At 52.4% G+C, this 19,955-nt stretch carries 22 protein-coding genes; 8 read left to right on the top strand and 14 right to left on the bottom strand.

Going from position 1 to position 19,955, the window contains the following annotated elements:
• On the bottom strand, positions 1-592 hold a 592-nt coding region (locus tag ACFQ88_RS20050), incomplete at its 3' end, for a hypothetical protein (RefSeq protein ID WP_379456004.1).
• A gap of 281 nt (positions 593-873) precedes the next feature.
• Between ACFQ88_RS20050 and ACFQ88_RS20045 the strand changes: the two genes are divergently transcribed.
• Complete coding sequence (locus ACFQ88_RS20045) at positions 874-1,449, top strand: hypothetical protein (protein WP_379456002.1); 576 nt, start codon at positions 874-876, stop codon at positions 1,447-1,449.
• Between the two features lie 328 nt (positions 1,450-1,777).
• Here the strand turns inward: ACFQ88_RS20045 and ACFQ88_RS20040 are convergent, their stop codons facing one another.
• On the bottom strand, positions 1,778-3,064 hold the full coding sequence (locus ACFQ88_RS20040; RefSeq protein ID WP_379456000.1) for a Gfo/Idh/MocA family protein: 1,287 nt from the start codon (positions 3,062-3,064) through the stop codon (positions 1,778-1,780).
• Between the two features lie 99 nt (positions 3,065-3,163).
• A complete protein-coding gene (locus ACFQ88_RS20035; RefSeq protein ID WP_239631403.1) occupies positions 3,164-3,715 on the bottom strand; it encodes a PadR family transcriptional regulator in 552 nt (183 codons plus the stop codon).
• 162 nt (positions 3,716-3,877) lie between these two features.
• On the opposite strand from ACFQ88_RS20035, the gene ACFQ88_RS20030 reads away from it, so the two are divergent.
• A complete protein-coding gene (locus tag ACFQ88_RS20030) occupies positions 3,878-4,213 on the top strand; it encodes a DUF1516 family protein (RefSeq protein WP_239631400.1) in 336 nt (111 codons plus the stop codon).
• Between the two features lie 225 nt (positions 4,214-4,438).
• On the opposite strand, the gene ACFQ88_RS20025 is transcribed toward ACFQ88_RS20030, so the two are convergent.
• Positions 4,439-5,710 (bottom strand): DUF3048 domain-containing protein, encoded by a 1,272-nt coding sequence (locus tag ACFQ88_RS20025; protein WP_379455997.1) that lies wholly within the window; start codon positions 5,708-5,710, stop codon positions 4,439-4,441.
• Positions 5,711-5,884: 174 nt separating this feature from the next.
• On the opposite strand from ACFQ88_RS20025, the gene ACFQ88_RS20020 reads away from it, so the two are divergent.
• Positions 5,885-6,340, top strand: a complete 456-nt coding sequence (locus ACFQ88_RS20020) for a RidA family protein (protein WP_379455995.1) — start codon at positions 5,885-5,887, stop codon at positions 6,338-6,340.
• 650 nt (positions 6,341-6,990) lie between these two features.
• On the opposite strand, the gene ACFQ88_RS20015 is transcribed toward ACFQ88_RS20020, so the two are convergent.
• The 4 genes from ACFQ88_RS20015 to ACFQ88_RS20000 all read right to left on the bottom strand — a co-directional run bounded on the left by ACFQ88_RS20015 (position 6,991) and on the right by ACFQ88_RS20000 (position 10,919).
• A complete protein-coding gene (locus tag ACFQ88_RS20015) occupies positions 6,991-7,212 on the bottom strand; it encodes a DUF2905 domain-containing protein (protein ID WP_239631391.1) in 222 nt (73 codons plus the stop codon).
• Between the two features lie 158 nt (positions 7,213-7,370).
• Entirely contained in the window at positions 7,371-8,648 is a 1,278-nt protein-coding gene (locus ACFQ88_RS20010) for an MFS transporter (RefSeq protein ID WP_379455993.1), read from the bottom strand.
• 492 nt (positions 8,649-9,140) lie between these two features.
• Positions 9,141-9,998 (bottom strand): sugar phosphate isomerase/epimerase family protein, encoded by an 858-nt coding sequence (locus ACFQ88_RS20005; protein WP_379455991.1) that lies wholly within the window; start codon positions 9,996-9,998, stop codon positions 9,141-9,143.
• Between the two features lie 150 nt (positions 9,999-10,148).
• Positions 10,149-10,919, bottom strand: a complete 771-nt coding sequence (locus ACFQ88_RS20000; RefSeq protein ID WP_379455989.1) for a DODA-type extradiol aromatic ring-opening family dioxygenase — start codon at positions 10,917-10,919, stop codon at positions 10,149-10,151.
• Between the two features lie 264 nt (positions 10,920-11,183).
• Between ACFQ88_RS20000 and ACFQ88_RS19995 the strand changes: the two genes are divergently transcribed.
• From ACFQ88_RS19995 to ACFQ88_RS19980, 4 genes are read left to right on the top strand one after another with little or no spacing between them, the layout of a single operon-like run.
• Positions 11,184-11,726 (top strand): sigma-70 family RNA polymerase sigma factor, encoded by a 543-nt coding sequence (locus tag ACFQ88_RS19995; RefSeq protein WP_239631384.1) that lies wholly within the window; start codon positions 11,184-11,186, stop codon positions 11,724-11,726.
• A gap of 18 nt (positions 11,727-11,744) precedes the next feature.
• Positions 11,745-12,911, top strand: coding sequence for a hypothetical protein (locus ACFQ88_RS19990; RefSeq protein WP_379455986.1), 1,167 nt, complete (start codon positions 11,745-11,747; stop codon positions 12,909-12,911).
• On the top strand, positions 12,911-13,867 hold the full coding sequence (locus tag ACFQ88_RS19985) for an ABC transporter ATP-binding protein (RefSeq protein ID WP_379456823.1): 957 nt from the start codon (positions 12,911-12,913) through the stop codon (positions 13,865-13,867). Before ACFQ88_RS19990 ends, ACFQ88_RS19985 begins: the two co-directional genes overlap by 1 nt.
• The gene (locus ACFQ88_RS19980) at positions 13,864-14,748 is read left to right on the top strand and encodes an ABC transporter permease subunit (protein ID WP_239631380.1); all 885 of its coding nucleotides are present in this window, start codon (positions 13,864-13,866) and stop codon (positions 14,746-14,748) included. The genes ACFQ88_RS19985 and ACFQ88_RS19980 overlap by 4 nt, the downstream gene beginning before the upstream one ends.
• 101 nt (positions 14,749-14,849) lie before the next feature.
• On the opposite strand, the gene trxA is transcribed toward ACFQ88_RS19980, so the two are convergent.
• The 3 genes from trxA to ACFQ88_RS19965 all read right to left on the bottom strand — a co-directional run bounded on the left by trxA (position 14,850) and on the right by ACFQ88_RS19965 (position 16,214).
• Positions 14,850-15,170 (bottom strand): thioredoxin, encoded by a 321-nt coding sequence (trxA, locus tag ACFQ88_RS19975; protein ID WP_239631378.1) that lies wholly within the window; start codon positions 15,168-15,170, stop codon positions 14,850-14,852.
• A 52-nt stretch (positions 15,171-15,222) separates the two neighbouring features.
• Positions 15,223-15,609, bottom strand: coding sequence for a group-specific protein (locus ACFQ88_RS19970; RefSeq protein WP_239631376.1), 387 nt, complete (start codon positions 15,607-15,609; stop codon positions 15,223-15,225).
• Between the two features lie 176 nt (positions 15,610-15,785).
• Positions 15,786-16,214, bottom strand: coding sequence for an RrF2 family transcriptional regulator (locus tag ACFQ88_RS19965; RefSeq protein WP_379455983.1), 429 nt, complete (start codon positions 16,212-16,214; stop codon positions 15,786-15,788).
• A gap of 148 nt (positions 16,215-16,362) precedes the next feature.
• Between ACFQ88_RS19965 and ACFQ88_RS19960 the strand changes: the two genes are divergently transcribed.
• Positions 16,363-16,632: a hypothetical protein gene (locus tag ACFQ88_RS19960; protein WP_239631371.1), complete on the top strand. Its 270-nt coding sequence runs from the start codon at positions 16,363-16,365 to the stop codon at positions 16,630-16,632.
• A gap of 116 nt (positions 16,633-16,748) precedes the next feature.
• On the opposite strand, the gene ACFQ88_RS19955 is transcribed toward ACFQ88_RS19960, so the two are convergent.
• Genes ACFQ88_RS19955 through ACFQ88_RS19945 form a run of 3 tightly spaced genes read right to left on the bottom strand, consistent with a single transcriptional unit; the run spans position 16,749 to position 19,770 of the window.
• Positions 16,749-16,922 (bottom strand): hypothetical protein, encoded by a 174-nt coding sequence (locus ACFQ88_RS19955; protein WP_239631369.1) that lies wholly within the window; start codon positions 16,920-16,922, stop codon positions 16,749-16,751.
• A gap of 54 nt (positions 16,923-16,976) precedes the next feature.
• Complete coding sequence (locus ACFQ88_RS19950; protein ID WP_379455980.1) at positions 16,977-19,316, bottom strand: universal stress protein; 2,340 nt, start codon at positions 19,314-19,316, stop codon at positions 16,977-16,979.
• 46 nt (positions 19,317-19,362) lie between these two features.
• Entirely contained in the window at positions 19,363-19,770 is a 408-nt protein-coding gene (locus ACFQ88_RS19945) for a hypothetical protein (RefSeq protein ID WP_379455978.1), read from the bottom strand.
• Positions 19,771-19,955 lie beyond the last annotated feature (185 nt).

The following is a 19,955-nucleotide window of genomic DNA, read 5'->3' as shown; positions in this document are numbered from 1 at the left end:
ACCATATGCTTCCGCCATAAAACAAATTCGTAGCATCGAAGGCGGCGATAAATATAAACGCGAAGCCCGTCCATTTGGGCACGAACGATCCGTTCGGAAACAGTAAGAACAAAAGCGACAAGCTGACCCAGCCCAGTGTTGCAACGATCATAAACCAGTTTTGATGCCATATGGATTCCTGGGAAGCAACCCATATGAGTGACGGGAACGACGTCCCGAAGGCAACCATGGCAAGAACGGCGAGCAATCCCATAGGCTCTCGCTTGCCCTTCCAAAAGATTACGAAGGCAGCCCCGTAAAATAGCAATGTAAACAAACTGTCGATCAACACGAACAGCACGCCATACGTTTCGAGCGACAGATCAATATTCATGGCATTGGACAATGGCATAGACGGAATCCACAGCCCGCAGCCTTGAACAATACAGCGGGACACCAGCTCATTGTAATAACCGGGAATACTTCCGGCATACATAATCACCGTGACGGCGCTGAAAAAGACAACAGCCAGCCTCAGCAGCCTGACCAATCCGTGGTTTCGCGGTAATAGATCCGTCTCTTTTGTCAAACGGCCCTTGGTTTCTAGGGTCATTGCGATCCGCCTTCCTTGATTTTGCATGGTACCTGGCTAGCTTCTTTTGCAAGAGAAAACCGATACCGAGGAAAAATTCCCCGTTTTCCTTCATTATAATCGGCGTCATCAAGCTTGAATACGGTTGGTTCGGAATTTCCCGACCCCTTCCTCCTTTCTTCCCGAAATGATCACGGCTCGACTTCCCATAACAGGTGAGGGTCCTACTCTGTTTTCCATGATGCTCCTGCTCGTATAATCGAATTCAAGAGAACATGCAAACCAATGGAGGGTGAAAAGAAATGACGGAAAAACAAGTTACTAAGTGGCTGGGTATGCTATGTATCATTTCGGGAGTAACACGAATAGGGATGACGCCAAGCTCTATCCTGTGGGGAAGCGATAGCACACCGGAGCTTCTATGCGGCCTGATCGCCTGCATCTTGATGTCGTTTACGACCCTTGTTACCTTCACCGTACAAGCGAAGGAAACCGGAGTGACAGGGTTTATTACTGCCATCGCCATTACGATCGGCAATATTATAACGACGGCGATGCTGTGGTCGTCTTTCGCCTCGGTGCAGCCGCTGATCAATCCCGACGGCCTGCTGTTCACCGTTTCCCGTTTTGTATCGTTGATTGGAATGACGGGAGGCACGCTGGTATTCACCTTCTTGACCTTCCGGGCTCGCGTATATCCGCATTGGGTCCCGGGACTGCTCGTGCTCATGCTGATCTCGATGATTTTGCCGGTCGAGGATAACAAATACTTCGCCTTTTTCTGGGGATTGACGTATGTCGGGATGGGCTACTGTATATGGGCGGATAAACTGAACCGCCGTTCGGCCATCGAGGAGACCAAATCTCAGGCAATGTGAGAAAACCTCCTATCGAAGTATTTCAAGGATGAGCAACCTCGTTCAATGGTAGTTATCGCCAATAGGGAAGATCTTCGTAATGCATTATCGCTTTACCGAACTTAAACTTTCCTATGTGGTGAGAAAACCTCTATAAACTCTATTGTTGTAAAATAAAGCGCGGAAACGGGTGCTGTATAAGCACCCGTTTTTTTTCAGTTTCCGTGCGGTTCGGGCAAAAATGGAAAGACCCTTAACGGCGTTAAGCGTTAAGGGTCGTAATAATTAATGCTTGATGCAATAAAGCTAACCATAATTGCAGTTATCCATGTACACCGGGAACAGCCGGCTACAGCAGTTCGACGGTTCCTTTCAGCCGGGAGCGCTCGGCAGCAAAGCCGATACGATGGCCCGAGACGGATTTATCGAGCGTCGTCGACATAGCGGACGTTTGATCGCCGCGAAGCGCTTTGACGAAATCCTCCACTAAACGCAGATCTCCGCCTCCATGCCCGTCGTTCTTAACCCCCATCTTCACGAGCTCTTCCGTAAATTCATGACCCGGTCTCGGATCGGGATGGCGGACAACGAAGCTGCCGTCTTCCATTACACCTTCGATTTCGCCCTTGGTCCCGACAATATGAATCTTCCGGCAAGGCTTCGAAGTGGCTCCTATCATGTTGTGGGATGCCGTGCTGCCGTTGTCGAACTCGATAATGACCGATTGGCGGTCAACCACATCGTTGTCGCAATGCCATACACAGCGTCCGTACGGATTGTCCGTGCGTAAGGCTTCAAGCTTGTCTTCCAGGCTTAATTTGGCGCCCAGATGGTGGTTGTTCCATACGTAGAAGCCCCATCGTCCCTGTTCGATATAGTTTTTCTTGGCCGAATAAGGACAGGACGCCTCGATGCTGCAATCCGTCAAGCAGCGGGTCCCCGCTCCCTCCGGAGCTTGGTCCGGGCGGAAATGCGAGAGGCTTCCGAAGCTGCTTACTTTGACGGGACGGGCATCCTCGTTCAGCCATGTAATGAGATCGAGATCGTGGCAGCACTTGGCCATCAGCATCGAAGACTTGCATTTTTCCTGGGAGCCCCATTTGCCGCGAATGAACGAAACGGCCATATGGTGGTAGCTCACATGCTCGGATGTCTGGATGCTGACGATTTCGCCTATTTCTCCTGCAGCGATGCGTTCGCGGATCGCCGTGTAGAACGGCGCATATCTAAGGACGTGACAGATCATCACGGTCCGGCCGTGAGCATCGGCTGCACGCTGCAGCTCCAGCACTTCCTCCTCCGTAACGCCCGCCGGCTTCTCCAGCAGCACATCATAGCCCGCCTCAAGCAGCGGAAGCGTGGTCGGTACGTGCTGCTCATCCATCGTTCCGTTAATAGCGGCGTCGGCACATCGCGGAAGCGCAATCAATTGTTCCACCGACTCGAAGCACCGGTCCGGACCGATGTGAAACCGGGCGGCAGCCAGCTGTCTTCGCTCCGCGTCCGGTTCTACAACGCCTGTAATGCGCAGCCGTTCCGGGTGCTTCTCGGCGTATGAGGCATAGATCATACATCGCTGCCCTGCTCCGATCAGTACCGCCGTGAGCGGCTGCTCCATTGTGTTTGCATGAACCATCCGAATCCTCTCCTCAATAAAATTATGGAAAACATCGGTTACGAGGACATGATAACTCGGATTTATGATCGTTTCAATCAAAAATTTTGAAATTTTCAATCAACCTTTAGCTCGTATCGTCTCCATCACCGAGATCGCCCAATCGCACCACTCGATATAGCTTCGGGAATAGATCAGCCCGTATTCGGAAGTCATATATTCGCCGATCAGCTCGTAAGGGGGCGGTCCCTCTTTTGGAAAATGGGCCTCTCTCCATTTCCGGGTCATATCGTAATGACGCTGCTCGCGGCGTTTTACCTGCTCCAACAGCCTGATGGCTTCATCGGCCGATATCAGCGGGAAGCCCGCCACGCGCACAAGAAATTCATCCTTTATATGAGCCGAAGGAATCGATGACTGCATGAGCCAATGAATCAAATCTTTCGTGCCTCCGGGTGTCAGCGTATATATTTTTTTGTCCGGGTGGGTTTCTTGCTGTATCGTTTCGGACGTGACCAGCTCGTCCTTCTCCATTTTGTTAAGCTCCCGGTAAATTTGGGTGTGGTGAACATTCCAGAAATAGACCAGCTTTTCTTTGAACTGCTGGTGCAGCTCATAGCCGGTAGATGATTTTTTGGCTAACAGTCCAAGCAGAGCGTATCGCAGTGACATAGTAGTAAGGTTCCTTTCCCACGCTTCGAATGTTTATATGAACAAATTGTTGCAAATAGGGCCAAGCATTGCTTTTGCCTGCCGCGAGCTATATAATCAGGATGATATTATGTGCAAACGCACATACGTTTACGTATACAGCTTATCACAGGAGGTTCTGAAATGTTTAACATTTTTTATCAGTCCCACGCCGGTTCGTGGCTGTTGACGGTCATTTTGTTCGTCCTCAGTGTCATTTTCTCAAATCAAAAAGTTACCTTGATGATCCAAAGACTGTTTTACCTGATCATGCTCGTCTCGGGTATCGGCATGCTGGCCATTCTCGGCTTCCCGCTTCTGTTTATTCTCAAAGGGGTGTTGGCGATCATCCTGATAGGGTTAATGGAAATGATCGTTGCCCGCCGCCGCAGAAAGCAGCCGACAGCTCCGATGTGGATTGGCTTCATTATCGTTTTGATCATCATCGTGCTGATAGGCTACGGGGTTATCAGCTTCTAACGAAGCTTGCCCTAGCCCATCGCAATCAAACCTTAAGCTTATAAGACGCAGTAAAAAAGGATCCGGACCGCGCTTCTTCCCGAAACGCGCCTTGGATCCTTTTGTCTTTTCTCAAATGGGCACCGATTGCCACGGTAGCCGCCCATACCTTTTCCGGTCAAGGGCTGAAGCGTCTCTTCTCTCCATAGGGGTGAACCTATCGGCGCAGAGACCTGCGGCCTCCCGCTACTGTACGTCGATTCCCCAGCCTTCGGGAACGATCTGGATCCACGTTTGCCCGGGAACCATCGCCAGCTCCCTGCCGTCCGAAAACGCCCGGATCATGCCGTTTTTCTTCTCCCAAGTCACTTCCTTCATGCGTCCTCCCTGCAGCAAATACCCTTTGCCGGGTCCGTCCACATCGACATCTCGCCTTCCTTCGCTGTCAAGCACTTGATGCTTGCTCTCGCAGACGAGAATATTGGCGGCCGTCAGCTGCTTGCCTGTCTCCTTATCGACATGGGGCTTCCCTGCCATAAACCGGTCGTATAACCCGCTGTTCGGGTTGTATTGGTAGGTTACGTTATAGCCGCGAATATAATTAACGGTTGCTTTCGTCACCGGCTTGCCGTCCGTAAGCGGCGGTTGATCCGCGGCAAAAGCAAACCGGGCCTCCTGCAGGTTCCATTCGGTGCGGAACTTTTTCTTCTCGGCGCCCTGCCGTATTTTCTCGATGCTTGTGTACAGGTTGTGCGGCATTTTGCGGTCGCTTGCCCGCCAATAATAAGCGCCGTCGCCGTACACCTCATCGAGATGCTCCAGCTTGTGGGCGGCGATGAGGTCCATTGCATCCTGGCTCCAGCCCGCATGCACGATCACGGCGTCAAGCGCCTCGCCGAGCTTGACGAAGTACGGCCGGATGCTGCGCACCGGCCCGATCACTTTGGGCGCCTGGGCCTGGTACACGGCCACAAAGCGCGTGATCTCGCCCTCGGCCAATATCTCGTAGACGAGATCGGCCTGATCGAGTCCGCTCTGCGGCCGGGCCTGCGGCGCATTCTCCACCATGACCGTCACCGGACGGTCATGGACAGGCTCTCCGCTGACCGCGCCGGTCAGCGGGAAGCGGTACGCGGCCGCCTGCTGGGCAGCGGCCGGGCGGTTCGGCTCGCCGCCGCCTGCGGGCTGGGCCACGGTGGCGGCGGAGCCATTGTCGCCGACGCCGGACGGAGCGGCGTCGTTGCCGTTGCAGCCTGCTGCTGCGACAGCCAGCAGGCCTCCCGCGAGCGCGAGCAAGCCGCCGCGCCGCAGTCTGCTGCGCCAGGAAGCGCCGCTACCGCTTTTGCATTCGCTATTACTTCCGCTTTTGCTTGCGCTTTTGCTTTCGCTATTACTTCCGCTTTTGCCTCCGCTTTTGCATTCGCTATTACTTCCGCTTTTGCTTGCGCTATTGCTTCCGCTTTCGCTTTTGCTGTTTCTATTACTGTTGTTATTGCTATTACTATATTGGAATGTCATTATGAACTCACCTCTGTTAACCGTTGTCTACTAATCTATATTCTACTAATCGCAAAAATAGAATCCGATGCAGAGAAAACGTTGACCCGTTACAGACATGGGAGTATAATTTTTCCAAATTGTAACGCTATCCCCTTGCTTTTGGCAAGGACCATTTGGAGGAGGTTCAGACCTATGTCCGCCGAAACCGCTACTCAACGTTTGCAAGCTTTGGGTATTATTCTTCCGGAAGCCAGTGAGCCAGCAGCCAAATACGCCAACTTCGTTAAGGTGAACGGCCTGCTGTATGTATCGGGCAAGGGCCCGGCCGGAAAGCCGAGAGGAAAGCTGGGGCAGCAGTTTACTACGGAAGAAGGCTACCGTTTCGCCCGCCAGACCGGCCTTGAAGTGCTCGCCGTCGTGCAATCCGCGCTCGGTTCGCTGGACCTGGTGAAGAGCGTCGTCAAGGTGCAGGGCTTCGTTAACGCCGACCCTCAGTTCGAGGAGCACCATAAAGTGCTGAATGGCTTTTCGGATCTGATGCTGGAGGTATTCGGCGACCAAGGCTTGCACGCCCGTTCCGTGCTCGGCGCCAATTCGCTGCGCGACAATTTGCCGATCATCGTCGATTCCATATTTGAAATCGGATAGCAAAGAGGCCGGGTCATCTGTCCCGGCTAACAATGGGTGTCGAATCGAGTACTACTTCCCCACCCTTCCGTATGTTTAATCATATTCGTTTAAGGAAACAAATAAGATATTAAGAATGTACATTCCGTACACTATGTACATCGGACGTTGGAAAGACCACGAACGATGGTTAAATAAAAAAGGTTGGACTCTTGTTCGTGACACAGGTCGAGACAAAATTTATGAGAAGACAGAGCCAGACGGTACCATTCGAAGAACTGCGGTTTCCAAGGGGAGGGGGAATAGACCGAGACGAATATAACCGTAGAAGATGATAGGAATTAACTAAAAGCGAAGTTCTTATAGGACTTTGCTTTTTTTATTTCAAGTCCTAATCATTACATGTTCGTTCGAGAGTAGATTTCATCCCATTGGCCATTTTAATGACCGTTTTGAGGAGGATTTATTTGAGCATACCTTTCGACTCTCTGCTGGCGAGGAGTTTGGTCTCAATCTTGTCGAATAATGCGATATGTTATGATGAGGCTCCTCACTAAATAAAAAGATACACCTCCCCCCATATTTTTGTTATAAGTTTGTCAGAGGGATGCCAACAGTTTAGAACTTCGTGATGCAGTTCGTTATTGGTCGCCTGCTCCGGACCATCAATATTACTTGGTGAACAGCCGGATCAAATACATAATGAGCGACAAGCCTGCACTTACGGCAATGCAAGTGACGATAGGAAAGTAGAACTTGAAGTTCTCCTTCTCCACCACGATATCTCCAGGCAGACGGCCCAACGGCAAAAATTTGCTCCCGACCGCCCATAACAGCCCGATCACGATCAGCACGATACCTCCGATAATGAGCATTTTGGCTACAGGATTCATGAAGCACTCTCCTTCACTCCGATTTCCTTTTATATCTATTGTCTCCTCAATCGAGAAAAAAATAAAGGGTCTGTAATTTTTGAAAAAAAAACACGTCTGCCGACCTGGATCGGAAGCCGTGTTTGCTTTATAACGCACTATTGCAAGACTGAAGCTGTTCATCTTCTATCCATATCCAATACGGCGGCGGCTGGCGGGGCGGCCTGCGCATTTTCCGGCTTTTGTTGATTCATGATCGGCACCATAGCCAAGGCGCCAATAAGGTACAGCACTCCAGCACCTGTAAAGATCGAAACAAGCGAGAACATATCCTTCAATGCGCCGGCTAATGACATGGACACGACCATCATGCCGATGAACAGCGGATTCAGCACTCCGTTCACCCTGCCGACTATGGAGGAATCCGACCATTTCATAATCATTGTGCTGATTCCGGTATGAATACACGGGAACGCGAGTCCGCTCAAAAATTGCACGAATAGTGTCAGCGGAACGCTGGTCGAATACCCTATAAAGGCAGTGCAGACAGCGCTGACCAGCATGCCTATGGCAAGCAGGAGCTGCGGCGTGACGCGCTTGGCGAAAACGGCCACGGCCCCTCCTCCGACCAGCATGGCAGCCCCGTTCACCATCAGCAGGTATTGAAGAAATTCCTCATTTTTGCCAAGCCGCTCCGTGACAACGAACAAATTAAGCGTTTGGGAAATGCCTACGCCGAGACCGGCGACAATAAATGCGGCTCCAAGCATCCGCAGCACTGGACTCCGCCATACATAACGAAAGCCCTCCATGAATTGCTGGCGGAATTCCCCGTTCACGCCACCCGTCTGCGATTGCTGCATATCTTTGGGCAATAGAAACAAGACGAGTGCAGAAAGCAGAAAGATGACTCCCATTACCGCGATGGACGTTTCCAGACCAAACGTGCTGTAAGTGAAGGTTCCGAGCATCGGTCCGAGTACCATGAACATCGCTACTAACGTCTGGAACAAGGCCATCGCCTGCTGCAGCTGCTCTTCCGGCACATGCTGCTTGAACAAGCGGAGCGCCGAAGGCTGCGAGAATTGCGAAAGAACAGCCGAAATGAAGGTGACAAAGTAAACGGACTGCCAGGAACCGAAATGAATGGCCAGCAGCACGGCGAACACCGATACGGCGGATAGGAAATCGCACCAAATCATCGTCCGTTTCGGCAGCCAGCGATCGGCGAACGTGCCTCCAATGAATGAAAAGACGAAGATGGGCGCGAATTCCGCTACACTGATCAACGAAATGGCTGACGGATCGTTGTTCGTAGTATCGGCTACATAGAGGAGAATGGCGAAATTCCTCACCCAAATCCCAAGCTGCAGCAGCAAATTGGATAACAAAATCACCTGCATGAAACGATTACGCAGCAGACCGGGAGCTTTATCACTTGCCAATGGTGTATCCAAAATTACTCAACCTCCTGTTTAATGAACTGCGGCGGCCCGCCTTCCGTATATTCCGCTTCGCATCCTGCCTCTAATGAAAAGAGTGGGAACGGAGACGGGGGCCTAGTCACAAGTTTGTTCCGTATAGAAGTTCAACTAAACAAAACATTGTTACGTTAAACAGACGATTTGATGTCTCGATTTTTGTTTTATTGAACTATTTCGGAATTACAATGCATACGATGCTTATAAGCCGGCAGCCGATTGGCTGTATATTGCGGCCGGAATGAATCCAAGCCTCATCCAGCCGTGCCATCATTCCATTAATAAGCATAAGCATCTTCATTCAGTAATGTAACATAACACTGTTACGTTGTAAAGAGTGTCAGAAACTATTTTTCTCCTGGCCCTACCGAACCCTTCCGGAACAAAACAAAAACCCGCCACCGGTGTGAACCGATGAACGGGTTTAGTCATGCCAGAGCCTCCGCAGTAAATGCGCAGCCTAACGGATTAAATTTCTGCCAAAATAGCGCGGACTTCCTCGCCGTATTGCTTCAGCAGCTCCTTGGAGCCGTACTTGCCGCTGAAATCCTCCACTCCCAAATAGCCGTCGTAGCCGATAGCCTTCAGGTCGGACAGCACTTGCTTCCAGTTTACGATGCCGCCCAGGTTTGGCTCCCAGTAGGATGTCCATGCTTGCGAGCCGTCTTCGCGGACGTCTGTTTTTTTCCAGCCGGTATTTTTAATATGAACATGCGCAAGGTAAGGTCCCAGCATTTCCAAGCCCATACGGAAGTTTTCGTAGCCTTCGTGCACCATGTTGCCCGGATCGAACAGCACGCCGATGTGCTTCGGATCGAACTGGCTTACCAGTCGAAGCGCCGCGGAAGCGCTGGCGATGATCGTGTTGTGATGCGTTTCTACGAGGCATTTGACGCCATATTTTTTCGCCAAAGGCTCTACGGCTTGCAAATAGCGGACTTCTTGCTCGAACAGCTCGTTATAATGCGTGGAACGGTCATATACCGGCACGCCGACACGGATCACTTTCGCTCCCAGCTTTTGGGCTACTTCAAGCACCCGCTCCGTAGCTTCGATATCCCCTGCCTTAACATAAGGCGTTACGCTGATCGTTTGCAGACCGTTATCGCGGGCTGCTTTGGCGAAGCGCTCCAGCTCTTCATCGGTTGCTGCAGGATCGATCGAGCACAGATTGTTGCGCCAGAACGACGGCTTCTCGTTTTTGAATTCCTCCGGTACTTCTTTAAAACGCCATTCAATGCCTTCAATCCCTGCCTCTTTAGCGGCGACGGCAAGCTCTTCCGGTGTCAAATCCGGCGTAACGACAGTAAATACGGACAGTTTCATCACTTAACCTCCAGCTTGTTTATAAGTTTGTGCTACCCTATTGGAGAAGCGGTTTAGCCTAATGAAATTATAACAGGCTCCGTCCTTTTTATCTATGTTAACGTGAACATTTTAAAAATTCAGATAACTTTCTTTCATTTTCCTGAGCATTTACTTGAACATCCACGTCATAAGGCTCATAGTCCCATAATCATACTGCTGATGCAGCAATCGCCCGGAACGATGCTTATCCCCGGCTCCCATTGCAATGAACAGCGGCATCAGATGCTCTTTGGTCGGTGCCGCATCCGCGGCGTACGGAGCCCTTTGCTCATAATCGAACAAAGCCTCGAGATCCCACACGCTGACAGCCTCCGCTAACCATTGATCGAACCGGATCGCCCACCTGTCCGCGGCGTCGTTGTTCCACTGCAGCTTAGATAAATTGTGGACCGTCCCTCCGCTGCCGATGATCATGATGTTTTTGGCTCTGAGCGGCAACAGCGCCCTTCCGATCCGGTACTGCTCCTCGGGGACAAGTCTCGGATTTACCGAGAGCGCTACAACCGGAATGGCCGCGGCAGGATACATCAGCGATAACACCGACCACGCTCCATGATCCAAGCCCCTGTGGTGATTCAGCTCGCACCGTATGCCCTCCGCTGCAAACAAGCTCTCGATCTCCAGGCTGAGAACCAGATCGCCGCTCGCGGGATACGTCATTTCGTACAGCTGCGGGGGATAGCCGAAAAAATCGTACATCGTTTCGGGCTGAGGAGCCGCCGCTATTTGTTGAATCGCATCCTCCCAATGAGCGCTGAGGATAACAATGCCGGTAGGTTTGGGCAAAAGCATGCCGAGCTGGCGCAAAAATTTCGTATACCGGCTTGATTCCAATACGATGGATGGAATGCCATGAGCAACGAACAAAGCTGGAACCATCAACCTTCGCCCCCTATACGTCCTATTTCGCTAACGATTTCCTCTTGGGCTATTCCATCCCGGCCCGGCATCTTCCCGGCTGTTACCGCAGCCAAACGGTATTCATTATGCGCCACAAGTCGATTTCATGCCCATTTCCGCCCTTTACAAGGCCCGTTCATCCTGTCTTATTTTTATAGTATCATGATTTTATACGCTTCTGTGATACAAAATAACATTAGGGTCCGTCTTATATATAGCTGCAGCTGAAAGGAGGACAATCGATTGGAACAGCAACAAACGCAACAAACGACAACCGAGTTTTTTCGAGAAGTATTTTATATACATTACCCTACCGTGCGCCGCAAGCTGATCGCGCTTGTACGTGACGAGGCCGCTGCCGAAGATTTGGCTCAGGAGGTGTTCTTGCGGCTCTACCGCAACCCGCCGGACGATCCTTCTCTCATGGGTGCCTGGCTGCACCGGGTATTGACGAGGATCGCTTACGACCACCTGAACAAAAAATCGCGGGAACGCGCCCTTCACGAGAAACAAACGCTGAACGTGCTCAGCCTGGATGGTGAACAGCCATCGAACGAGCAGCTGCTGATGAGGCAGCTCGATCAGGAAGAGGTGCGCGAGTGGCTCGAGGAGCTGCCGGAACGGGATCGCAAGGCTCTGCTGCTGCGGTACTCGGGTTACAGCTACGCTGAAATTGCCGAGCAGCTGCAAGTCAGGCCGCCGCTGGTCGGAACTCTGCTCCACCGGGCTACGGAACGGTTAAGACGCCATGCCGAGCAGCAGACGCATGCACAGGCTCTAGATTGAATTAGGAGGAACAAATACATGAGTGAAGCCAATAAAAAGAACGACATGGAGCTGACGGACGCCGCCTGGGCCCGCCTCCAGCAAAAGCTTTCCGGCGAAGCGGAATCGCCGCAATGGTCCCGCTGGTCCGCACAGCTCACCGCCGCATCCTCGATGATGCCGGCCGGCAGCGAGGATGCAGAGGACGCGCCTGCGGCTGAAGCGGGCGGTTCGTCCACGCAGCATAGCCGCGTTCAGCTTTCCGCCGAGGCGGACGGCGCAGCCGCTGCCCGCAAGCCGAATGCTTTCGGCGAGTGGATGCGCAAGCGCAAAAGATGGGTTGCAGCGGCAGCGGCCGTTAGCGTAGTTGCCGTTACTATTGCAACACCAGCCGGCAATCAGGCGCTCGCCGCCATTTTGAACAAGTTCCGCATGCAGCAGCTGACCGTCGTTCAGGAGAACGACTTGCAAGCGATACTGAACGGGGCCTTCGGCGACGGAAAGGAACGCCAGTCCATCAATACATTCGGAGAATTCACGCAGGTGTCCGGCAAAGCGATCGGTGAAGCCGATGCGAACGAAGCGGCCAAAGCGCTCGGACATAAAGTCGTCATCCCTAAGGATTACGACGGAAAAGAAAAAATATACGTCTCCCCTTCCAACAGTATTACGTTCAAGATGAATGTGGATGAAGTGAACAAGGCGATGCAGCGTCTCGGAGCGAAGAAATTGATGCCGCAATCCGTTGACGGCAAACCGATTACGCTGGAAATGGGATCATCCACTCATCTGTACGTTTCGAATCAATCGGAAGATAAAAAAAATACAAAAGGCTACTCCCTGACCCAAACGCCGCTTCCTACCGTTACGGTAGATCCTTCGATCCCAATGAAGGAAGCATTGGATGCCATTATGCAGTTCCCTCTGTTGCCGGATGACATCAGGCAGAACCTGCAAACGGCGGGCATCCTGCAGGGCGGCTCCGTTCCGCTGCCTATTATCGAATCAGGCCAAGTAGAAAAGGTGAAAGTGGACGGCGTCGAAGTCATTGTATCGGGCACTTCGTATAACGACGAAAAGCAGCAGAGCACTTACTTCACGGCGACCTGGGTTAAGGAAGGACAGCTGTTCCGCTTGAGCGGAAATAATCTCCTAACGGATAAGGAAGCCGTAGTGAACAAAGTATCGGAGTTGATCAAGTCTTGATTCATCCAATGATTGAAGCTCGCGGTTTAAGCAAAGATTACGGCAACGGACGCGGCTGCCGCAACATTACGCTTCAAGTCGGCAAAGGGGAAGCCTTCGGCTTCCTCGGGCCGAATGGAGCCGGCAAGAGCACCTTCGTCAAAATGCTCGTCGGACTCATCCGTCCTACCGGAGGCTCGGCGACGATCATGGGCGAGCCTATCGGAACCATCGAGGCAAGACGCCATATCGGCTACTTGCCGGAGCTGTACCGCTATCAGGAATGGCTTAGCGGCGAGGAAGTCGTAAGCCTGCATTCGAAGCTGTGCGGCATCGAACCCGCCCTGGCGAAGAAGCGCATTCCCGAGCTGCTCGATCGGGTCGGCATCGGCCTTCGCGGACGCGATCGGGTGAAGCATTATTCCAAGGGCATGCAGCAGCGGCTTGGTCTGGCCTGCGCCCTTGTCAACGACCCGAAGCTCGTCTTTCTGGACGAGCCCGCTTCCGCCCTCGACCCGATCGGCCGGATGGAGGTCCGCGAGCTGCTTCGCGAGCTGCGCAAGCAAGGCAAGACGATCTTCCTCAACTCCCATTTGCTTGAGGATGTCGAAATGCTGTGCGATCGCGTCGCACTATTAAATAATGGACAAATCCTGCACACCGGCGCTGTCGCCGACGTGTTGCAGGAGAAAACCCGCTGGCACCTGCGTGTCGGCGGGTTCACGCCGTTTGCGGCGGCCTGGCTGAGCGACATGATCGGGATGCCGGTGAGTACGGTACCGCTGCCGGTACCGGCCGGCAGCGATTCGCTCTGGCTCGAAGCCGTCCTGGAGGACGACGAGCAGATCGGCTGGCTGAACAGTCTCGTCATCGAGCAAGGAATGACGCTATATGAGGTCAAAAAATCGAAAACCAGACTGGACGAATGGTTCATGAGCGCGGTTTCCGGATTAAGCCATAGGGGGGAACGCGCATGATAACGATCATTGGAATGACCTGGAAGGAGCTGCTCCGCAAACGGGTCATGATACTAACGCTGCTTATGACTGCCGTGTTCTTGCTGGCGTTCTGGTTTGTCGCCAAAACTTTGGGAGAACGTCTCGACTCCCCTTACCTGCAAGACAAAACAAGCACCGCTTACCTGATCGAAAGCTTCCAGCTCGGCAGCATCACCTTGACGCTGGGCTTTTTCTTCGGCGCTTTCGTCATCGCTTTCTTATCGATATTCAGTTCGTTCTCCGTCATATCCGGCGAAGCCGAGCAGGGAGTGCTGCAGGCGCTGCTTCCGCGGCCGCTGCCCCGCTGGCACTGGTACATGGGCCGATGGATCGGATATGTAAGCCTGGGTATAGGCTACGCCGCTCTGCTGTTCCTTTCGATCCTGCTCATTACGAACGCTAATTCCAGCATTCCCGCGGAACCGGTATCTTTAATCAAATCGTTTTTGCTGTTTGCATGGATCGTACCCATCCTTGTCTCGATCTCAATGCTCGGCTCCTGCCTGTTCTCCGCCCTTGGCAACGGCGTGTTCATGACGATGCTATACGGCGCCGGCTGGCTCGGGGGTATGATCGAGAAGGTGGGCAGCTTCGCCCGGCTGGAGGACGAAGCCGTGAAGCCTCTGATGACCATTGCCGGCATCATGTCTCTCCTCATGCCAACGGAGTCGCTGCAGCATCGCATGCTGTCGGAGTTGTTCTCGTTGTCCGAGATGCGGGAACTGGTGCCGTTCGATATGGACCTCGGACCGTTCGGTATCGGACAAATCCCGTCCAACGCTTTTCTGCTGTATTCAGCTTGTTATACACTCGCTGCGCTTGGACTTGGCTTACTCATGTTCCGCCGAAAAGACTTCTAACTTCATAACGACAAAGAACCCTAACGGCTGCATAAGCAATCCCGATAGGGTTATTCGTCCTGCCTTGAATCTCGGCTGAAATTATTTAACGCAATAAACTATTATGCCAAATGAGGCTCTACCCAAGACAGCATATCCTGCAGCGGTCTGAAGCCTACCGTTGTGGAAACCTCCACCCCGTTTTTGAACAGCTTCATTGTAGGAATGCTCATGATCCCGTACGCCCCTGGAGTTTCAGGATTGTCGTCGACGTTCATTTTGGCGATGGTCAATTTGTCCCCCAATTGAGCGTTCATTTCCTCAAGAACCGGAGCAATCATTTTGCAAGGACCGCACCAAGGGGCCCAGAAATCTACAAGCACCAAACCGTCTTGTGCTATCGTTTCTTTGAAATTGTTGTCTTCCACTTTAATCAATGCCATAGGAATCCACTCCTTAATTAATATTTATATCAATCCAGCGTCCAGCATCCTATCAATCGATCTTGACGCGGCTGGTGAACGGACCTGATCCATAACCTTTCGTTGGCTTGCTGCCGTTTTTGCTGTCGAATTGAATCATTCTCAATGATGCGTACAAGTCATCAAACCACGCTTGATCCCGTGTCATCAGAGCCAGATCCATCAAGCTGCGCAGGTCGGCTTCTTCCGCCGGCACATAGTCGGCAAGCTTCTCGATTTTGCTGAGCGTGCTATCCACCAATTCACCGATCGCCGCTTCATGGTCGCATTGCGTAACGCGAACTCTTGCGCCGCCGAATACGTCAACCGACTCCACATAGCCGATGAACTTCTCATCCTCCGTTGAAGTGCCGCTAACCCAATCTCCTACCCGAATCCACTCTTGTTTTGCCACCGCCATACCTGCCACTCTCCTTCCATCTGTACCTGACATTGAATTAACTGAAACAATTTAAGTAACAGTTCAAATAAAAGATTGCAATGCTTCGGCTTCCACCTAACGATGCAGGTGCAGAAATGAAATCTCCCTCTAACTGATAGTTACCCGATTACAGTTTCTCGAAAACAAAACAAGGGCTATTTCTTGTCCTGCTCCTTACGCAGCCGCTCGAGTACATCGTGAATCGTCCAATGACCGAAATAATCGATCAACTGCTTCTCCGCCCCGGAAAAAATATGATCCATTACCGTGGCCATATTGCACGCAATCATGCAATCCTGCTCCACGTCGCCTGAGCACCAGCCGGGCTTAACGGAACCCAGAGAGGTCAGACGGTACATATCGGCCAGCGTTACTTCCGCCGGTTCACAGTGAAGCAAAAAACCGCCTCCCGTTCCTTCCTTGGCTGCAACGTACCCGTGCTTGCGAAGCAGAGCCATGACCTTTCGCACCCGGGCGGGATGTGTGCATACATTGTGGGCGATCATATCGCTGGTTGCCATATGATCAGGCCGGTAAGCGAGCAATACTAGGCTATGAACCGCAATGGTAAACTCGCTATTCAAAATAATGCAACCTCCCGACTTCTGCTTGGAATCTCATCTGCTTCTTATCTGTTATTATATTGATTACAGTTATAATTGTCAAGGGCCCTTTCCCCATGTATAAAAAAGGCTTACCTAACCGATTCTACGGGTGGGAGGTGAAGCTGCCATGAATTCAACCGAGCATTTTATTAAAGAGCTCATTGAGAAAAATAACGATCTGTTCACCGAGCATGACTTTACCGATTGCCAGAAAGCCGTCAAGGATTTCGCAGGACTGGTTGAAAATCTTGAGCAAACCCAGTACAAGTTTCGCAGAAAGCTGACGGATGTATCGGAGCAGGTACCGCAGGATAAAGAAAAGGTGATCTATTTGCAAGGCATGGTTGACGGAATGAATCTGATGATAGGTCCGTTGAAAACCTTCATCAATCAATAAGAAGCTTCTGCCACAGTCCCTTCCTCGCAAGAACACCTAGCCCTCGCGGCTTAAAACCCAAACGGAAAGGTCATCTCGCGCAGCACCGCCAAGAAGACCTTCCCGTCGCTGTTTTGCTATTCATGTATAATCAGCTGAATGATGCTGGAGATGATGGCCGCCTGACTAATCGAAATGATAATCCGTTTGCGGACACCCTCCTTGTTCGATGTGCGCCGGTTGTCGAACATGTTAATGATTAAGTATCCTGCTGCAAACAGACAGACGAACACAAACACAAATATCCCCATTGTAAGTACATCTCTCCCTAAGTTGATTCGTTCCTAAGTTGATTCGTTCCTTTGTTACTCTTGGCTTGGCTGAAGCTGAAGATTCGGGTCATAATCGGCAACGACCAGCACATCGGCATGCCGTGACAAGCGCAGCAGCTTTTTGACCAGCGAGCCGTGCCACCACTCCTGCCACACGGTCTGCCCCGATTGGCCGATGATTAATTGCGTAGCCTTGTACTCCTTGGCTTTGGCTACGAGCACGTCGGCAATTTGGCTGCGGTGATCCGCGGCCTGCATCTCGAACGTTCCCCCGAGACGCTCGGTCAGCTTTCGGATTTGCTCCAGTCTCTCTTCCAGATCATCCGGCTGCTTCCTATGCTTGGTCTGCACATAAGTGACATACCAAGCCGCCTTTAGCCGATGCGCGATCCGGAAGCCTCTTCTTACGAGCCGCTCCGCCTTAGGCGTGCTGCTGACACCGACGTAGATGACCTCACGGCGACGCCACGGACCCCGTAGAGAGCCTTTGCGCTCCAGCGATTCCAGGCGTTCGTCTACATCATCGGCGATTTCCCGAAGCGCCAGCTCCCTGAGGGCGATAAGATTGCCCGTCTTGAAGAAGTTGCCCAGCGCCTGGTTCACTTTGTCCATCGCGTAGATTTTGCCTTCCTTCATCCGCTGCTGCAACGACGCTGGAGCGACATCGATCAGCTGTACTTCATCCGCAAGCCGCAATATACGGTCCGGTACGGTTTCCCGGACACGGACACCGGTCATTTGTTCCACCGCATCGTTCAAGCTTTCGAGATGCTGCACGTTGACCGTGGAAATGACGGAAATGCCGGCATCCAATATTTCCAATACGTCCTCATAGCGCTTCTTGTATTTGCTGCCCGGCACATTCGTATGCGCCAGCTCATCTACGAGAACAATTTCCGGAGCGAGACGGATAATCTCGTCCGTATCCATTTCTTCGAGGCGGGTTCCCCGGTAATCAATGACCTTGCGGGGAATCGTGTCCAATGCGCCGATCTGATCCTTGGTCTCCTTACGGCCGTGCGTTTCCAGCAAGCCGATCTTCACCGATACGCCTTTGCGCAGCAGATCGTTGCCTTCTCGCAGCATCGTATAGGTTTTGCCTACTCCGGGCGCGGCACCGATATATACCTTAAGCCGTCCCCGTTTGATCTGCTGGATCCGCTTCTCCACTTCCTTCATGCTGAGCCGGCGGTAAGGATCGTCCGCCTGCCTTGTCATCCGGGCCGGAAGAATCCGTTCTCCCTCATGCTCCGCCCGGTCCGCAACGATGAAGATGTCGATATTCTTCGTCCGCTTCAGCATGTCGTGAACGATCGAGCCTTGCCACAGCTCCTGCCAGCGCGTTTGCTTGGAATGGCCCATGACGATTCTCGTTACATTGTGCTCGATCGCATAGTCAACCAGACGCTTCGGGAGTGCCCGGCGCGAGCCCAAAGGAAGCTCCTCGAAGCTTCCGCCTACCTTCTCGGTCAGCTTCACGATCGACCGTTTGAAGGCGGTCTCCTCCTTGGTCATCTCCCGCTTCCCCTTGAAGGTTACGACGACCAGCTCGCCGTTCAGCCGCTTGGCGATCTGCTGTCCGCGGCGCACGTGGATCGATCCGTTCCAATGGTATTGCGCGGACACGAGAATGCGCTCCGCGGCACCTGAAGGCCCCAGGAGCCCCATCTCCTCGCGGTGCTTCTCCAGCGTGTCGTTCACGCCTTCGGCAACAAGACGAAGCGCCAGCTCCCGCAGCACGGCCAGGTTCCCCCGCTTGTAAATATCCGCTTCGCAGCTAAGCCGCATTTGCCCTTCAGCAGCACGGGTCAACAGCGTTTCCGGCGTCACGTCGATGAGCACGACCTCATCCGCCAGCTCCAGCGTGTCGGCAGGTACGGTTTCGCGCACTTCGATGCCGGTCCACCGTTTGGCCAGCTCCGTCGCTCCTTCCAGCTCATACACGTTGATCGTTGTGATAACGCTTATGCCATGGCTGAGCAGCTGCTTGATATCATCCAAGCGGGTAGGGAAACCGGCGTCCTTGCGGTTCCGGTGGGCCAAGCCGTCGACCAGAACAACCTCGGGATTACGCTTAAGCAGCGCTTCCAGATTCAAATCCTTCTTCTCCGTGCCTTCCTTGCCGTGCCAATGGATGCTCGGCACCCGCTCCAGGTCGCCTATTTGCTCTACCGTCTCCGGCCGTTGCATCGTCGAGACCGCGCAGATAACCACATCGATCCCCTGCTGCTTGAGCGCCTGCCCTTCGCGGAGCATGTGGTAGGTTTTGCCAGAGCCGCTGACCGCGCCGATGTACACCTTCAGTCTTCCGCGATGGAGCCTGGAGATGGATAACAGTATTTCCTCCGGCGTTTTCCCTCTAAAGGTTTCCATGGCATCCTCCCGGATTGATAAATGACACCGTTCTGCCGGCAAGCTATTACACCCTGCCCTCTACCAAAAAGGACACTTCGTGGCTAGGCGTATGAATCACTTCATCCGCTCCAAGGCCTTTATATACGAGCCTCGGATTGCTATTGTGCGTGATAACGCATATATCTTGGGACGTCCACGTTCTGCATATTTGAATAAACCGGCAGCATAAATTTAAGGAGCTTTCGAATAAAAATACTTTGCCGATGGGAAGCTCGGGTAACACCCATGATTCATATTCGTTCGTATCAATGAAAATAATATGCTTTACGCCAATCCGGGCGAGCCGGCCCTGCTCTCCCTTGCTGTTTGTTATGACGGCGAAGGGAATTTCTTTGGACATGAGCATCCGGATGAAGCTTTCTCCGGTTTTGTTTGGTGCCGATACAAGAATGTACTCTTGCGTGGCGTTCATTGTTCTCTTCCTCCTATTCTCCCTTGAGGAGGCAACCGTTATCCCAGGGAGACGCACAAATCTGCCATTTTTTTATACCCGCAAATTTTGGCCTCATCCCTGACGGCAACGAAAATTAGTATCGTCCGTTTCCGAGGGCAGCAAAAAAGAAGCCTGCGAGAAGAGAACTCTTCTCGCGGCTTCTT

The sequence above is a fragment of the Paenibacillus sp. NPDC056579 genome (genome assembly GCF_042793215.1).
Taxonomy (GTDB): Bacteria; Bacillota; Bacilli; order Paenibacillales; family NBRC-103111; genus Paenibacillus_S.
Note: the sequence above shows the minus strand (reverse complement) of the source record. Positions and strands in the feature narration are given on the sequence as shown.

What these genes read in the sequence shown, in the direction of transcription:
- ACFQ88_RS19945 (WP_379455978.1), bottom strand. Translation starts at nt 19,770, where the DNA reads ATGAACGCCACGCAAGAGTACATTCTTGTATCGGCACCAAACAAAACC.
- ACFQ88_RS20025 (WP_379455997.1), bottom strand. Translation starts at nt 5,710, where the DNA reads ATGACATTCCAATATAGTAATAGCAATAACAACAGTAATAGAAACAGC.
- ACFQ88_RS19970 (WP_239631376.1), bottom strand. Translation starts at nt 15,609, where the DNA reads ATGGCGGTGGCAAAACAAGAGTGGATTCGGGTAGGAGATTGGGTTAGC.
- ACFQ88_RS20030 (WP_239631400.1), top strand. Translation starts at nt 3,878, where the DNA reads ATGTTTAACATTTTTTATCAGTCCCACGCCGGTTCGTGGCTGTTGACG.
- ACFQ88_RS19955 (WP_239631369.1), bottom strand. Translation starts at nt 16,922, where the DNA reads ATGGGGATATTTGTGTTTGTGTTCGTCTGTCTGTTTGCAGCAGGATAC.
- trxA (WP_239631378.1), bottom strand. Translation starts at nt 15,170, where the DNA reads ATGGCATTGATTAAAGTGGAAGACAACAATTTCAAAGAAACGATAGCA.
- ACFQ88_RS19960 (WP_239631371.1), top strand. Translation starts at nt 16,363, where the DNA reads ATGAATTCAACCGAGCATTTTATTAAAGAGCTCATTGAGAAAAATAAC.
- ACFQ88_RS20000 (WP_379455989.1), bottom strand. Translation starts at nt 10,919, where the DNA reads ATGGTTCCAGCTTTGTTCGTTGCTCATGGCATTCCATCCATCGTATTG.
- ACFQ88_RS20045 (WP_379456002.1), top strand. Translation starts at nt 874, where the DNA reads ATGACGGAAAAACAAGTTACTAAGTGGCTGGGTATGCTATGTATCATT.
- ACFQ88_RS19950 (WP_379455980.1), bottom strand. Translation starts at nt 19,316, where the DNA reads ATGGAAACCTTTAGAGGGAAAACGCCGGAGGAAATACTGTTATCCATC.
- ACFQ88_RS19990 (WP_379455986.1), top strand. Translation starts at nt 11,745, where the DNA reads ATGAGTGAAGCCAATAAAAAGAACGACATGGAGCTGACGGACGCCGCC.
- ACFQ88_RS20040 (WP_379456000.1), bottom strand. Translation starts at nt 3,064, where the DNA reads ATGGTTCATGCAAACACAATGGAGCAGCCGCTCACGGCGGTACTGATC.
- ACFQ88_RS20020 (WP_379455995.1), top strand. Translation starts at nt 5,885, where the DNA reads ATGTCCGCCGAAACCGCTACTCAACGTTTGCAAGCTTTGGGTATTATT.
- ACFQ88_RS20015 (WP_239631391.1), bottom strand. Translation starts at nt 7,212, where the DNA reads ATGAATCCTGTAGCCAAAATGCTCATTATCGGAGGTATCGTGCTGATC.
- ACFQ88_RS20035 (WP_239631403.1), bottom strand. Translation starts at nt 3,715, where the DNA reads ATGTCACTGCGATACGCTCTGCTTGGACTGTTAGCCAAAAAATCATCT.
- ACFQ88_RS19980 (WP_239631380.1), top strand. Translation starts at nt 13,864, where the DNA reads ATGATAACGATCATTGGAATGACCTGGAAGGAGCTGCTCCGCAAACGG.
- ACFQ88_RS20005 (WP_379455991.1), bottom strand. Translation starts at nt 9,998, where the DNA reads ATGAAACTGTCCGTATTTACTGTCGTTACGCCGGATTTGACACCGGAA.